At 45.6% G+C, this 14,901-nt stretch carries 12 protein-coding genes; 5 read left to right on the top strand and 7 right to left on the bottom strand.

Features of this window, described 5'->3' with window-relative positions; all coding sequences use genetic code 11:
- Positions 1 to 44: 44 nt before the first annotated feature.
- A complete protein-coding gene (locus NB463_RS01485) occupies positions 45 to 1,115 on the top strand; it encodes a cellulase family glycosylhydrolase (protein WP_005494146.1) in 1,071 nt (356 codons plus the stop codon).
- 70 nt (positions 1,116 to 1,185) lie between these two features.
- Complete coding sequence (locus NB463_RS01480) at positions 1,186 to 2,574, top strand: MFS transporter (RefSeq protein WP_109169546.1); 1,389 nt, start codon at positions 1,186 to 1,188, stop codon at positions 2,572 to 2,574.
- Between the two features lie 90 nt (positions 2,575 to 2,664).
- On the opposite strand, the gene NB463_RS01475 is transcribed toward NB463_RS01480, so the two are convergent.
- Positions 2,665 to 3,663, bottom strand: coding sequence for a substrate-binding domain-containing protein (locus tag NB463_RS01475; RefSeq protein ID WP_258431135.1), 999 nt, complete (start codon positions 3,661 to 3,663; stop codon positions 2,665 to 2,667).
- A gap of 176 nt (positions 3,664 to 3,839) precedes the next feature.
- On the opposite strand from NB463_RS01475, the gene NB463_RS01470 reads away from it, so the two are divergent.
- Positions 3,840 to 4,172 carry a tRNA-binding protein gene (locus NB463_RS01470; RefSeq protein ID WP_005494151.1) on the top strand — a complete coding sequence of 111 codons (333 nt, stop codon included), beginning with the start codon at positions 3,840 to 3,842 and terminating at the stop codon, positions 4,170 to 4,172.
- A 69-nt stretch (positions 4,173 to 4,241) separates the two neighbouring features.
- Here the strand turns inward: NB463_RS01470 and NB463_RS01465 are convergent, their stop codons facing one another.
- Positions 4,242 to 4,793: a gamma-glutamylcyclotransferase family protein gene (locus NB463_RS01465; RefSeq protein ID WP_258431134.1), complete on the bottom strand. Its 552-nt coding sequence runs from the start codon at positions 4,791 to 4,793 to the stop codon at positions 4,242 to 4,244.
- Positions 4,794 to 4,977: 184 nt separating this feature from the next.
- On the opposite strand from NB463_RS01465, the gene NB463_RS01460 reads away from it, so the two are divergent.
- A complete protein-coding gene (locus NB463_RS01460; protein ID WP_258431133.1) occupies positions 4,978 to 6,162 on the top strand; it encodes an NnrS family protein in 1,185 nt (394 codons plus the stop codon).
- A 72-nt stretch (positions 6,163 to 6,234) separates the two neighbouring features.
- Here NB463_RS01460 and NB463_RS01455 read toward each other — a convergent pair whose 3' ends face one another.
- The 5 genes from NB463_RS01455 to NB463_RS01435 form a co-directional block, all read right to left on the bottom strand.
- The gene (locus NB463_RS01455; RefSeq protein ID WP_152811695.1) at positions 6,235 to 7,182 is read right to left on the bottom strand and encodes a CorA family divalent cation transporter; all 948 of its coding nucleotides are present in this window, start codon (positions 7,180 to 7,182) and stop codon (positions 6,235 to 6,237) included.
- A gap of 286 nt (positions 7,183 to 7,468) precedes the next feature.
- Entirely contained in the window at positions 7,469 to 9,028 is a 1,560-nt protein-coding gene (glpD, locus tag NB463_RS01450; protein ID WP_074191728.1) for a glycerol-3-phosphate dehydrogenase, read from the bottom strand.
- A gap of 176 nt (positions 9,029 to 9,204) precedes the next feature.
- Positions 9,205 to 9,996 carry a DeoR/GlpR family transcriptional regulator gene (locus NB463_RS01445; RefSeq protein ID WP_006742414.1) on the bottom strand — a complete coding sequence of 264 codons (792 nt, stop codon included), beginning with the start codon at positions 9,994 to 9,996 and terminating at the stop codon, positions 9,205 to 9,207.
- Positions 9,997 to 10,155: 159 nt separating this feature from the next.
- The gene (glpK, locus tag NB463_RS01440; protein ID WP_104969729.1) at positions 10,156 to 11,673 is read right to left on the bottom strand and encodes a glycerol kinase GlpK; all 1,518 of its coding nucleotides are present in this window, start codon (positions 11,671 to 11,673) and stop codon (positions 10,156 to 10,158) included.
- Between the two features lie 59 nt (positions 11,674 to 11,732).
- A complete protein-coding gene (locus tag NB463_RS01435) occupies positions 11,733 to 12,587 on the bottom strand; it encodes an MIP/aquaporin family protein (RefSeq protein ID WP_046875005.1) in 855 nt (284 codons plus the stop codon).
- A gap of 897 nt (positions 12,588 to 13,484) precedes the next feature.
- Between NB463_RS01435 and glpT the strand changes: the two genes are divergently transcribed.
- The gene (gene glpT, locus NB463_RS01430; protein ID WP_006742417.1) at positions 13,485 to 14,849 is read left to right on the top strand and encodes a glycerol-3-phosphate transporter; all 1,365 of its coding nucleotides are present in this window, start codon (positions 13,485 to 13,487) and stop codon (positions 14,847 to 14,849) included.
- Positions 14,850 to 14,901 lie beyond the last annotated feature (52 nt).

Genomic DNA, 14,901 nt, shown 5'->3' with positions numbered 1-14,901 from the left:
TAACTAATATTATTAGTTAATAATTTAGCTTTAAGGTGAGTAAGATGAAAAGATGGTCGGAAGAGAAAGCGTGGCAATGGCAAAAAGAGCATGGCTGGCTACGTGGCTTTAACTATTTACCGCGCACAGCGGTTAACTGGAATGAGATGTGGCAAGCGGAATCTTTTGCTCCAGAGGTGATGGAACAAGAGTTAGCTTGGGCGCATGATGTGGGTTACAACACTTTACGTACCAACTTACCATTTATAGTTTGGCAAGCGGATCGCGATGGTTTACATGCGCGAATTGAGCGCTTTCTGGATATTTGCGAACGCAATCAAATCAAAGTGATGCTCACGCCGATGGATGACTGCGGTTTTTCGGGCGACCATCCTTATCTTGGTGAACAAAAAGCGCCAGTACCGGATTTGCACAATAGCCAAGCAGCAGCAAGTCCTGGTCGCAATGTGGTGATGGACAAATCTATGTGGGGTGAGGTCGAAGCGTATATTCGCGACATCATCTCTACCTACAAAAATGACCCTCGAATCGTTATTTGGGATCTCTATAACGAGCCAACCAACCGCATGATTTTCACCACTACGGGTGAGATCGCTTACGACGAAGAAATGGAAATCTTTAGTCATGAGCTGATGGAACAAGCGTTTGAGTGGGCACGTGAAGAAAACCCAACTCAGCCTCTCACCGTTGGCGCTTGGCATGCGCCAAGCATTCTTGACCGAAGCCTGCCGATTTATGAACACCCAACCGATCGCAAAGCGATGGAGCTATCGGACATCATTACTTTCCACGCTTACTTACCACTCGATCTGTTCCATAAAGCCGTTGAAATTGTAGAAAGCTACAACCGACCAATGATGTGTACTGAGTGGCTTGCTCGTCATGCGCAATCGTACATGCACGAACAGCTTCCGGTCTTTAAACAGAAAAACATTGGCTGCTACCAGTGGGGATTAGTGAAAGGAAAAACACAAACGCATCTGCCTTGGCCAGAGATAAAACGTAGCGATGCAAACTATGCGAGTCAATGGTTCCACGATCTGCTTGATGAGCAAGGACAGCCGTATGACGCAAGCGAAGTGCAATTGATCAAAACACTCGCAGAAGTGGATTAATTGCCTGTGAGCCGACTCTGAGAAATGGGTCGGTTTCTTATTTACAATAAAATCAATTGAGACGTGAACAATGACTACTCTACAAAACAAACTCACTAATAAGGAGCTGATGTCTTACTTCGGCTATGGGGTAGGCCAGTGCTTTAGCTTTGGTCTAGTCGGCTCTTTTATTCTTTATTTCTATACCGATATTTTGGGCATTTCTCCAATTGCGGCGAGTACGATTTTTTTGATTGCTCGTGTGTGGGATGCGGTAAACGATCCGCTCATTGCCGGATACATGGACACGTTAGACTCTCGCTTTGGTAAATTCCGCCCTTACATGCTGTTTACGCCGGTTCTGATTGTTCTGGTCACGGTGGCCGCTTTCTATAACATCGATGCTGATACATCGACAAAAGTGATGTATGCCGGTATCACTTACATTCTTTGGGGTACGCTTTACACCATTTCTGATGTGCCGTTTTGGTCTATGTCTTCTGTTATGACGGATGAACCACAAGAGCGAGCAAAAGCGGCAACTTGTGCCATGTTAGGGGTGAATGCGGGTATTGGTGCGACTTTGGTTGTGTTCCCAAAACTGAGCGCTTACTTCGCTGATGGCCGGGCAGATCAGGGTTACTTACCAGCTGTGATTGTGTTGATGATTGCGGGTTTGTTCTTCATGCTGAACGGTTTTTATAACACCAAAGAACGCATCTCGACGAAGAGCTGTGAAAAAGTCACGCTAAAACAAACCTTTCAAGCCGTTCGTAAAAACAAGCCGTTGTTTTTTATTCTGGCAGCGTTTTTCATGAATGTGTTCTTCAATCTGGTGAATGGCTTATACATTTTCTTCTTCACATACAACATGGGTGACGCAGGGTTAGTCTCTCTGATTGGTACCATCACTTTGGTAAGTGCGATTGCGTGTTTGGCTACGCCTGTGCTGACAAAGCGTTTCAAAAAACGTGACATCTTTATTGCGCTGTGTGTTTTAGAGATCATCGCTCGCATTGGGTTCTATTTTACTGGCTATGATAATCCAACGGTCGTGATGGCGTGGTTAGCGGTGATTACAGGCATCTTTATGATGACCAACCCTCTTATCTCGGCCATGATTGCAGACACAGTAGAGTACTCGTACTACCACAGTGGCAAACGTACCGCGGCGATCACGTTCTCGGGACAAACCTTTACAGGCAAACTTTCTGTTGCGGTAGCGGGCGGCTTAACGGGGGTAATCTTGACGATGATTGGCTATGTACCAAATGCGGCGCAAACGGAAACCGCGCTCAGTGGCATGTTCTTCTGTATTGCATTGCTACCCGCATTGGGAGCTTTAGTGCGCATCTTTATTATGTCTCGCTACACATTTACCGAAGACCAACATGCGATTTTACGAGAAAAATTACAGCGTGGTGAGTTTGCGGAAGGCGTTGACGTGAAGTCTGCAAAACCGAACGAAGCCTTGAGCTAGAATCCATATCGTCTCGACAAGTGCTCAAAGAAAAAGCCCGCTCAATAACCTGAGCGGGCTTTTCGTTTTCAATTTACAGGTTATCCACCATCAACAACGCTCAACAGAATTTCTTCGTACTAAAGTTGGGCTAAAAATAATGGTTTCGTCTTCAATTTTTTCGTCACGAGATAGCGCCAAAGCCAAACGGGCGGCGCGTTCTGCCATCATCTCGATTGGGTAGCGAATAGTGGTCAGGCTAGGGTGAACAAAGCGGGCGATCAAGCCATCATCGAACCCGACCATAGATACCTTATTTGGTACGTCAATGCCATTTTGATCTAATGCTGCGAGTGCGCCAGCGGCCATGTAGTCGTTGTAGGCCACCACTCCAGTAATCTCCAAAGATTTGGTTAACAGATTGGTCATCGCAACTTCGCCACCATCACTGTTGGGTTCACCGTATTCGATGTAGCTTGTGGAGAGTTCAATACCATGTTCTTTCAGCGCGGCTTGGTAACCTTGCAATCGCTCATCGGTATCTTCGATATCGTGGGATGAGGCAATGCAAGCGATTTTGCGATGCCCGTGACGAATTAAATATTCTGTCGCGAGGAATGCTCCTTTGCGGTTATCAAGGGAAATACAGCGTTCAGCCAGCTCTGGGATATGACGATTGATAAGCACCATACCTTTCACCTCTTGGGCGTAGCCAATTAGCTCATCATCAGATAAGCCTTTCGAGTGGATGACTATTGCATCGCAACGGCTGTTGATCAGCAATTCTAGGGCTTGACGCTCATCATCTGGATTGTGATACCCGTTGCCAATCAAGATATGTTTGCCATTTTCGCGCGCGATATTATCGACGGATTTGACCAGCGTGCCGAAGAAAGGATCGGACACATCACTCACCAACACACCCATGGTATTTGTGCTTTGACTCACCAGTGCGCGAGCTGCGGCATTGGGTCTGTAACCCAATTTGCTCATTGCTTTGGTGACCGACTCTACCGATGATTGACTGGCTTTTGGGGACTTGTTGATCACGCGAGAAACCGTTGCGACCGAAACACCGGCTTCTTTCGCGACATCCTTGATCGTTGCCATATAGAACCTTTAGTGGCTAAAAATTTTGACTGGAAGTATTAAACACCCATTGTGTAATAAGTGCAATTTAATAGGGGATTTGCTTTCGGAAATGAGAACTTTACCACTTGTATTTATTAAGCTTACTGATAGTGTAAACGTTATCTTTTTAGTAAAACTTTACTGAGGTTTTAATTATGGAAACTATTGCTTACTCTGATTTTGCCAAACTGGAAATTCGTACCGGAAAAATCATTGAAGTGGCTCGTCATCAAAATGCAGACAAGCTGTACATTGTGCAAATTGATATTGGTGAAAAAACACTGCAAACCGTAACCAGCTTAGTACCTTATTACACCGAGGAAGAGTTGATGGGCAAACAAGTGGTCGTGTTGTGTAATCTTGCCAAAGCCAAAATGCGCGGCGAAACCTCAGAATGTATGTTGTTGTGCGCAGAAACGGATGATGAGTCCGAAAGTGTGCTGCTTACGCCAGAAAGAGCGATGCCGACTGGGGTGAGAATTGTTTAATCAGTTCACTGGTCGCTCTATTGTAAAAACAGCTCTTAGTTTAGAGCTGTTTTTACAGATGGGATTGAGCTACGAATTTTGGGCAATCAGATTATCAATCAACTCGTAATGATGCTTTTGCACGCCTGCAAGGTTGCCATATTTAGGTTGGGAGCGGTCATTTTCTTTTGCGTGTTGCCAGCCAATGGTGTGACGCACAAAATGCTCTGCAAACGCATGAGATACTTCCAAGCAACCTGCTAGCACGGTATCGACATAGCTTTGCATGATTGGGCTTTTTACGCACGGTGGTAATGGCTCGTCTTTTACGTAAACCCAGATGCTATGTTCTTGGTTAAAGTTCGCGTCCGATTCGATTTGATCTGGCTGAATTTGAATACGATGATAACCACGCTCACGGCGATCGAATTCTGCGAGAGCCTCTTCATTCACTTCGAGTAAAACGCCGTTGACCTGCCCATCGCCTTGGTTTACAACCAGAGGAGACAGAGTGTAGCTGTCATCAATCTTTCCCCAGTAGCGCACCAGTCCATGAGCAATGACGGGAATGGCTTCTCCCGTTCTTCCGGTTAACTTACGTGACGCAGAATTAATCAAACTGCCATAGCCAAATATGTACATCTTCGTTGCATCCCTTAACTGATGGTTGTGTCTCTCACCGTTTATACCTAACCCGCCTCTGAAGCACAACTTTACCTCTTAAGTATAATCTTAACTCTTAACATGTATTTTTTATGCATGTTTGTGGTAGCATCAATATTGTAGTTGAGTTAACCAGCATCAAGAGACGCTTGAGGGCAAGATAATGCTGAACATCACCGATAAAAAAGTGGAAGAAAAAATCCCCGCATGGCTGCGATTAGGCTTTCGGCCGTTTTTTCTGTTTGGGTCGATTTACGCCATTGTTGCGATTGCGTTGTGGGTGTGGATGTTCCAAACCGGACAGCCAAACGCATTAGCTGTACCGGCATTGTGGTGGCACGTGCATGAAATGTTGTTTGGTTTTTCGATGGCCATTGTGGTTGGTTTTGTATTGACTGCTGTACAAAACTGGACTGGCATTAATGGTACCAAGCATTACATGCTTCTGGCTTTATTTGGCTTGTGGTTAGTGCCCCGCATATTGCTTTGGACACCAGCACCGTTGTGGTTAACCAGTAGTATCGAAGCGGTATTTTTACTGTTTGTCGCCTATGAGGTGGGCATTCGTGTGTATCGAGCCAAAGGCTGGCGTAATTTGTTTTTTGTACCGCTGTTTCTTTTGGCCATCTTTGCGAACTTTGCAAGTTACGCGACGATAAAAGGTATGCCGCCCTTTAGCTCTTCTGCTGTGTGGCAAGCAATGCTGTGGTGGTTTACCTTGCTGTTGTCAGTGATGGGCGGACGTGTGATTCCATTTTTTACTGCGCGTCGATTTAATTTCGAAAAAGCGCAACCATTGGCTTGGTTAGAGTGGTTCGCTAACTTGCCATTGGTAATGCTATTTGTGCTGAGCTTTTTCCCTGTGACGTTTGCAGAACTAGGTAGTCCTTTGATGCTATTTGCAGGTGTTGCTCAGTTGGTGCGTTTTGTTCGCTGGAAACCTTGGTTAACCCTGAGCGAGCCTTTAGTGTGGTCGCTGCATACTGCGTATTTGTGTTTGCCACTAAGCTTAATTTTGCGAGGTGCTTGGGGAGACGCATTTGCCAGCCATAACCTGATTCACCTGTTTGCGATAGGTGCATTAGGCGGTTTGATTTTGGCGATGATCGCACGCGTGACGATGGGACATACTGGTCGCATGATCTACAAAGGTCCGAACATGAGCCTCGCGTTTGCGGCGATTACCGCGGCAGCTTTGGTTCGCAGTTTTGCCGTGATATTTGATCCTGCCAATATGATGCTGTGGATTAATATCAGTGGCGGATTGTGGATTGTCGCATTTGGCCTGTTTGTTTGGCGCTTTGGCGTGATGCTTATTACCCCTCGCGTTGATGGTCATCCCGGATAGGGCTCTAATGTGAGTAGAGAAAGAGGAGCCGCGCGCTCCTCTTTTGATTTTTGTTCTTTATAGGATTAGCGCTTATTCGTCGTCCGTTTTATTCGTGAACCCCAAACGTTTGAATAGCCACCACTCTAGAGCAAAGATGACAATTAAAGCGATACAGAACCAGGTGAACGCCATGGCGGATTCCACGCCTGGCATACCGCCAATGTTGATGCCAAGCAAACCTGTTAGGAAGCTGGTTGGCAAGAAAATAGTCGCCACTAGGGTAAATAGATAACTGTTTTTATTAGTTTTCTCGTCACGATGATGTTTGATTTCTTCTTGAAAGAGAGCGACTTCTCCAAGATAAAACTCAAGTGTTTCATTTATGCGCGTAATATTATTGTGGGCGAAGCGATATTGATGGGGCCTTAAAGCCACCAACTCGGACTCTGATTCAACGAGATCTCGAATAGCATATTGCTGAGGGCGAATAAAACGTTTGATGGAGATAAGCGCTTTTTGAGTCGCCATATGCTTGTACGTCGATTCATCATTCACATCAAACTGGTTTAACGTCTCTTCAATCGTATCGAGGTAAACGTCTATTTTGCTATTTAATCCTTCAATAATCTGATGAAGTAAACCAGCAAGGCTTTTCGGGCCTTTATGTTCCGCCAATGCTTGACGAATTTCCATGATGGCACGCGATGGGATCTTACGTGTTGAAATCAGTGCCCCTTGAAAATAGAGAATTCGTATACTGAGCATGTCTTCTGGTGAAGCATCGCCATTCATATTGACGCCTCGTAAAATCAACATGAAGTTCTCGTCATCCAAAGGGTGGAAAGACGGTCGGCTCTCGTCGGCTAACAGGTGATCAACAGTGGCACGTGGCACTTGGTTTTGTTCTAGCCAGCCCCGAATATCGGGATGCAGCCGTTCACAATGGTACCAATGTTTGGCTTGAATCTGCTCCGCCGTTGTGGATTGCTGAGTTGCTTCTGGGGTTGAAAAATCCCAATGTTCAATCATAAAACCCATTTTCTTTTCCTTGTCTGAGCCTTTCCCCAAATAACTCGGAAAGAGCCTGTGCTCTTCCGCTGCATTATTTTCCGGGAAGTGCATCAGTGATAACGTTCTGAACCCAGCGCCATGAAGTTATTCAGGGATAATTATTTAAATGAGTATGATTGCATTTAACGCTAAATGTCTATGAATAGTTGCTCTTATTTGTAATCAAGTGAAGCAAGCCAAAGTGTGGTGTAAAAACAGCAAAATAAAAAAGCCTGCAGCGAGGCAGGCTTTCTAGTGGGGAGGGGAGGAGCAGCTAGCCAACTTGAGAAAGATTAACCACTTTCTGCTGTAGCTTTTCTTTTAAATAGTCCGATAAAGCCAGCTTTTCTTCATCGTTCATGTACAGACCAAGTTTGGTACGACGCCACAAAATGTCTTCATCGGTCATTGCCATTTCATGGTTCATTAAGTAGTCGATCTCACGTTGGTAAACACCGCCGGCTTGCGATGAGAACGCGTGTCCAAGGTCAGCTTCGCTTGCAGTGCCTTCCATTAAGTTCCACGTTTGGGTACCAAATTGTGTTACGTAACGAAGAATCAATGCTTCTGGCGCCCAAGCGTATTTAGCATGAATTTGTTTAGCTAATTGTTCACGACTACAGCTGAAGTTACCACCAGGTAGGGTTTGATTTGCCGTCCAGTCGCTTCCCATTTCTGGTAGGAAAGGAGCCAGCTTTTTCATTGCCGCTTCACCCAGTTTACGGTAGGTCGTCAGCTTACCACCAAAGACAGAAAGCAGAGGTGCATGGTCGTATTCCGCATCGAGTTCTAGCGTGTAGTCTCGTGTGATCGCTTGCGGAGAGTCAGATTCATCGTCACATAAAGGACGAACACCGCTGTATGTCCAAACCACATCTTCGCGAGTCAGCTGGTGGACAAAGTGTTGGTTTACGATGTCGATGAGGTAATCGACTTCGTCATCTGAGATTGCCACTTCGCGTGGGTCACCTTTGTATTCCACATCTGTTGTACCAATGATTGAGAACTTATCTAAGTAAGGAATCATAAATACGATGCGGTTGTCTTTGTTTTGAAGAATGTAGGCTTGCGGTTCGTTGTGGATACGAGGAACAACGATGTGCGAGCCTTTGATTAAGCGAATGTTACGAGGAGAGGCTTGCTCTAATCCATCATCAAAGAACTGTTTTACCCAAGGGCCAGCTGCGTTTACTAGTGCTTTTGCTTTGCGTTCGAAACGTTGGTCTGTCATCACGTCATGAATTGTGACATGCCAGATACCACCTTCACGGTGTGCTTTTTCTACGCGGCAGTAGTTACGTACTTCTGCATGGTTTTCACGAGCAGCCAGAACGTTAAGTAATACTAAACGCGCGTCATCAACCCAACAGTCAGAGTATTCGAAACCGGTTTTCATTTCTGGTTTTAGCAAGCCCGATTTCGCTAAGTTGACGGTTTTGCTGCCTGGCAGAGTCGTACGTTTACCCAAGTTATCGTAAAGGAACAGACCACAGCGAATCATCCAAGCTGGGCGTAGGAATGGGCGATGAGGCAAACGGAAACGCATTGGTAGGGCAACGTGAGGCGCTTTGCGAAGAATAACTTCACGTTCTGCGAGCGCTTCCGAAACCAAACGAAACTCATAGTGTTCAAGGTAGCGTAAACCGCCGTGGATCAGTTTAGAACTTGCCGAAGAAGTAGCGGACGCAAAGTCATTTGCTTCGTATAAGCCAACACTCAAACCGCGGCCAGCTGCGTCTGCCGCAATACCAGCCCCGTTAATGCCGCCACCAATTACGATCAAGTCTAAGGTAGTGGATGAGCTAGTAGTGGAAGCATTTTTTTGTATACTCATAAATTTGACCTCTTGGTGAGCGAACGAGCATTTTGGAACATGATCTAATCCTAGCTTAGGTTTCGTTTGTGATCATCTATTATTTTCGTTTGTGAGCGTTTTGTGTGATTTAGGCACAAAAAAACCTCTGCCTAATTAAGACAGAGGTCATTTGAGAGGCAAATTAATGATTGGAACTACTCGTTTTCAAAGTTTGTCTCGTTCGCTTCAACGACTTCAAGTGGAATTGAAGCTTCTTTTAAAATCGACAAGATTTCTTCTGGTGGCTGCTTGTTGGTAAAGATCATGTTGAGCTGAGCGATATTGCCTAGCTTCACCATGGCATTGCGCCCGAACTTGGTGTGGTCGACGGCGAGAAATACACTGCGGCTGTTGTCGATGATCGCTTGTTTGACTCTTACTTCGTGATAATCAAAATCCAGCAGTGAACCATCGAAGTCGATACCACTGATGCCAAGAATGCCAAAGTCGAGACGGAACTGTTTAACGAAGTCGAGAGTGGCTTCTCCAACAATGCCGCCATCGCGACTTCGAACTTCACCGCCAGCTAAGATGACTTTGATCTCTGGGTTGGGGAAGAGAATGGTTGCCACGTTGATATTATTGGTAACCACGCGTAGCTGTTTATGGTTTTTATTGAGCGCTCGCGCAACCGCTTCTGGTGTGGTGCCGATATCAATAAATAGAGTCGCGCCATCAGGAATGTGCTTGACCACCTCGTCTGCAATGACATCTTTTTCATTGAAGTTGAGCGCTTTACGCGTGTTGTAAGATGTGTTTTCAGAACTGAGAGGGATGGTTGCACCACCGTGATAACGACGAATTTTGTTGTCGTCGGCGAGTTCATTGAGATCGCGTCGGATGGTTTGTGGGCTGACATTGAATCTTTCTACCAACTCATCCGTGCTGACATAGCCTTGTTTTTTCACCAACTCAACAATCTGTTGGTGTCGAGGTATTTGCTTCACTTACCACTCCCTTGTGCATTGGTAACGGCCAATGCTTCAAATTCGAAGCTCTATTGTGCTCGAATTTGCGCGTTGTGAGAAGTAAGCGAGTTCAGGAATCAGGGGCAAAGCGCAAAAAAGAGCGCACAAATGGCGCTCTTTTTTCGTATGGAGGTGAGATTAATCTTCTTCGTCGTGAAGCTCAGACCAGGTTTGCGCACATTTTACCGCGCGTTTCCAACCCTTGTAACGACGATTGCGCTTTTCTTCATCACCGTGCGGCTCAAAGGTGCGATCAAGCACCGCTTTATTCTGCAACTCGTCAATGCTGTCCCAGTAACCCACGGCAAGGCCTGCAAGGTAGGCTGCACCAAGAGCGGTAACCTCTGTTACCTGAGGGCGGTGTACTTCTGTATTCAATACATCGGATTGGAACTGCATTAGGAAGTTGTTCGCTACCGCACCGCCATCGACGCGAAGATTCGCAAGTTTAATACCTGAGTCGGCTTGCATCGCATCCAGTACGTCACGAGTTTGGTAAGCGATGCCTTCCAAAGTTGCACGGATAATGTGGTTTGAGTTCACACCGCGAGTAAGGCCGACAATCGTGCCACGTGCGTAGGCATCCCAGTATGGTGCGCCTAAACCAGTAAAGGCAGGCACGACATAAACGCCGTTTGAGGTATCCACTTTGGTTGCGAAGTATTCAGAGTCTTCTGCACCGTTTAGGATTTTTAATTCATCGCGTAGCCATTGGATAGAAGCACCACCCATGAATACGGCACCTTCAAGTGCATAAGCAGGCTCACCTTTAGGACCACAAGCCAAAGTTGTAAGTAGGCCGTGCGTCGAAGTGACTTTTTCTTGGCCCGTATTCATTAGCAAGAAACAACCCGTGCCGTAAGTGTTTTTCGCCTGACCCGCTTCAACACACATTTGGCCGTAAAGCGCAGCTTGTTGGTCACCAGCAATACCAGAAATAGGAATACGAGTACCGCCTTTACCACCAATGTTAGTCTTACCGTAAACTTCCGATGAGCGTTTCACTTCTGGCATCATAGACGCTGGGATACCAAGCTCATCTAACATTTTCTGATCCCAACATAGATCGTTGATGTTAAATAGCATGGTACGCGATGCGTTAGTGTAGTCGGTCACGTGAACGCGGCCTTGAGTCATCTTCCAAACTAACCAAGTATCGACGGTACCGAACAACAGCTTGCCTGCTTCTGCGTCTTCGCGCGCGCCTTCAACGTTGTCCAGAATCCATTTCACTTTGGTACCTGAGAAGTAAGGGTCAAGCACCAAACCAGTGTTGTCACGTACGTAGTTTTCTAGACCACGCGCTTTTAAATCTTCACAGATGTCAGCAGTACGGCGACATTGCCATACGATCGCATTGTAAACGGGTTTGCCTGTTTCTTTATTCCAGACGATGGTGGTTTCACGCTGGTTAGTAATACCGATAGCCGCCAATTGGTCGCTACGGATGCCAGACTTAGCTAGAGCTTCTACCAACGTAGAGCTTTGTGTTGCCCAGATTTCCATTGGATCATGTTCTACCCAACCTGCCTCTGGATAAATCTGAGTAAATTCGCGCTGTGCGACGCTTACGATGTTCGCGTCATGATCAAGAATTACTGCGCGAGAGCTTGTCGTACCTTGGTCTAGGGCAACAATGTATTTTTGCTCAGTCATGGTAAGAATCCTTTTATTTCGTTATTTATATTTTAGTAAATGTTCGAGTTGCGTCAGTTTTAAGCTCTAGCTTCTTCTGTTTCTTCTTCCGTCTCACATTGGTTTGGAATTGTACAGCCGTGGCCTTGTTGTGGAAGGTAAGCCGCAATCGCTTTTGGATACAACCAACCACCAAAACACGCACCTGCAATCGGAGCAAGTAAAGGCACGATAAAGTAAGGAATGTCTTTAGCACCTGTCAGAGCGTAATCCCAGCCTGCGAAGTAAGCGAACAGTTTCGGTCCAAAGTCGCGCGCAGGGTTCATCGCGAAGCCAGTTAGTGGACCAAGAGAACCACCGATCACGGCAATCAAAATACCGATTAACAGCGGGTTCATTGCACCTCGTGCAGCGCCGTTATTTTCATCGCCCAAAGCCAAAATCGCAAACATCAGCACGGCAGTGATAACGAATTCCACAGCAAAAGCGCCAAAGAAAGAGAGGGAAGCATGTGGATAGGTTGAGAAGATACCAGCGGTTGCTAGTGCATCTTGGCTACTGCGGACGAAGTTATGTGCGATTTCGTAGTCGGTGAAAAGGTTGCTGTATAAGCTGTAAACCAACGCAGCAGAGCAGAATGCGCCAAGCATTTGGGCGATGATGTATGGCACCACTTTCGCCTTATCAAAACCATGGAACATAGCGAGTGCGATGGTTACCGCTGGGTTGATGTGCGCGCCTGAAACGCCGGCAGTACAGTAAATAGCGATGGCGACACCTAGGCCCCATACAATACTGATTTCCCATTGTCCAAATGATGCGCCTGTTAGAACTAAGGCTGCGACACAGCCTACGCCGAAGAAGATAAGTAGTCCTGTACCGATAAACTCGGCCAAACATTCTCCGAGCAGAGAGGGGTGTTTGTTCGTTGTCATGTTAAAAGTCCTTTGATCGTTTTTGCCTGTCTAGCACGATACTATTGTGCACATATAAACGTTTGCGAAAACAAACGCGCGTTAAAAATGAGCGTTTGAGCATAAAATTGTTAATCAAAGTCTTCGTTTTTGTTAAATGGCGCATCTTTTAATCGAAAAAGAAAACAACGAAAAGAATTTCTTTACTACGAAGTGTGTTTTGGAAGCGCTCAAATTACCGATGTGAAAAAGAATGCACAACTGGTAAGAGGAGTTTTGTGAAGCTGCTACGTGCTTGGGGATTTATTACTCAGATTTTGCGTAGTAATTAACCCTAAAGAGGTAAGGCGAGGTCAAGTACATCAAGGACTAGCGGTGATATAAGAAAATGCGTTGCTATGTTTATATCTCGAGAGGAACTTGTTATCCAAATTAGTGTTAATTATGAAAATGGAGATGAAAATAAATATGGTTTATGTCTTGTGTTCGTGAATCACTGTCTAGGTTTGAGTTCAGATAACATTAGTTTTGTTATTTCGTTTGATACTAAGCGCGAACATTTTTCATCTTTTTAGTTATTTAGTGGTTTCGCGTAACAAGGATGGATGTGAAACACCCTTTTTACGGTTAAATTGTGTTCTTATTCGAGCCTTTGTTTCATTGGTTTCGAATTAGAATGCTCAAATGAGAGGTTGAAACATCAGTTTCATATTAACTAATTATGAGTAAAGTTGAACGATGGTCTAATTAATGCGCTCTAATTTACTGTATTTACTTATATTTAATTCATGTGCAACATTTGTCACAGAAATAAAATCCTAACTCAATACAATTCATGAGCTTTCGAACGAAGATTTTTTTGTTTCGTTCGCTCCTTTTGTGTTTTTTTACCATCGCATACAAAATAATGAGGTTCCTATGTTTGGAATATTCAAACCTAAGGCGCACATTGATCGTCTGTCCCCAGGCAGTATCGATAGCACCTACTCTCGCCTCCGTTGGCAACTCTTTATCGGTATATTTGTTGGCTACGCCGGTTACTATTTGGTTCGTAAAAACTTCAGTTTGGCGATGCCTTATCTTATCGAGCAAGGCTTTAGCCGCGGTGACTTAGGTGTCGCGCTGGCAGCTGTTTCCATTGCATATGGTCTCTCTAAATTTCTAATGGGCAGCGTATCTGACCGTTCCAACCCTCGCTACTTCCTAAGTGGCGGCCTGTTGATGTCTGCATTGGTTATGTTTTGCTTTGGCTTTATGCCATGGGCGACTGGCAGCGTCACTGCGATGTTCATTTTGCTTTTCTTGAACGGTTGGTTCCAAGGCATGGGGTGGCCCGCATGTGGACGAACCATGGTGCACTGGTGGTCACGTAAAGAGCGTGGTGAGATCGTTTCGGTTTGGAACGTGGCACACAACGTGGGTGGCGGTTTGATTGGTCCACTATTTATTCTTGGCCTGTGGGCATTTAACGATGATTGGCGCACTGCATTTTATGTTCCTGCATTTTTCGCCACGTTGGTTGCTGTGTTTGTTTGGATGACGGTTCGCGATACGCCTCAATCTTGTGGTTTGCCACCGATCGAAGAGTATAAAGACGATTATCCTGATGACTATGACAAGTCGCACGAACAAGAAATGACAGCCAAGGAAATCTTCTTTAAGTATGTATTCAACAACAAGCTGCTTTGGTCGATTGCAATTGCAAACGCATTTGTTTACCTAATTCGCTACGGCGTACTGGACTGGGCACCTGTTTACCTAAAAGAAGCGAAGGATTTCTCGGTAGATAAATCGTCATGGGCTTACTTCTTGTACGAATGGGCCGGCATTCCAGGCACGTTATTGTGTGGTTGGATTTCAGACAAATTGTTTAAAGGTCGTCGCGCACCTGCTGGCATCTTATTTATGGTGCTAGTGACCGTTGCAGTGATGGTTTACTGGTTTAACCCTGCTGGTAACCCAATGGTGGACATGATGGCACTGATTGCAATTGGCTTCCTAATCTATGGTCCGGTTATGCTGATTGGCTTGTACGCACTTGAACTCGCTCCGAAGAAAGCCGCTGGTACTGCTGCTGGTCTTACTGGGTTGTTTGGATACTTAGGTGGTGCGGTGGCTGCAAACGCGATTCTGGGCTACACGGTAGACCACTTTGGCTGGGATGGTGGCTTTATCATCTTAGTGGGTTCTTGTATTACTTCTATTGTGTGTTTGATGTACGCCTTCTTAGGTGAGCGTGCGCACCACGAGCAAAAAGAGCGCGAAAAGGAAGCGCTAGCGTAATATTTATTTAAAGAGGCAGTGGAATACTGCCTCTTCGCTTTATCAAGGAAAT

It is taken from the genome of Vibrio sp. RM-41-2B (assembly GCF_024744415.1).
GTDB lineage: Bacteria > Pseudomonadota > Gammaproteobacteria > Enterobacterales > Vibrionaceae > Vibrio > Vibrio diabolicus.
Note: the sequence above shows the minus strand (reverse complement) of the source record. Positions and strands in the feature narration are given on the sequence as shown.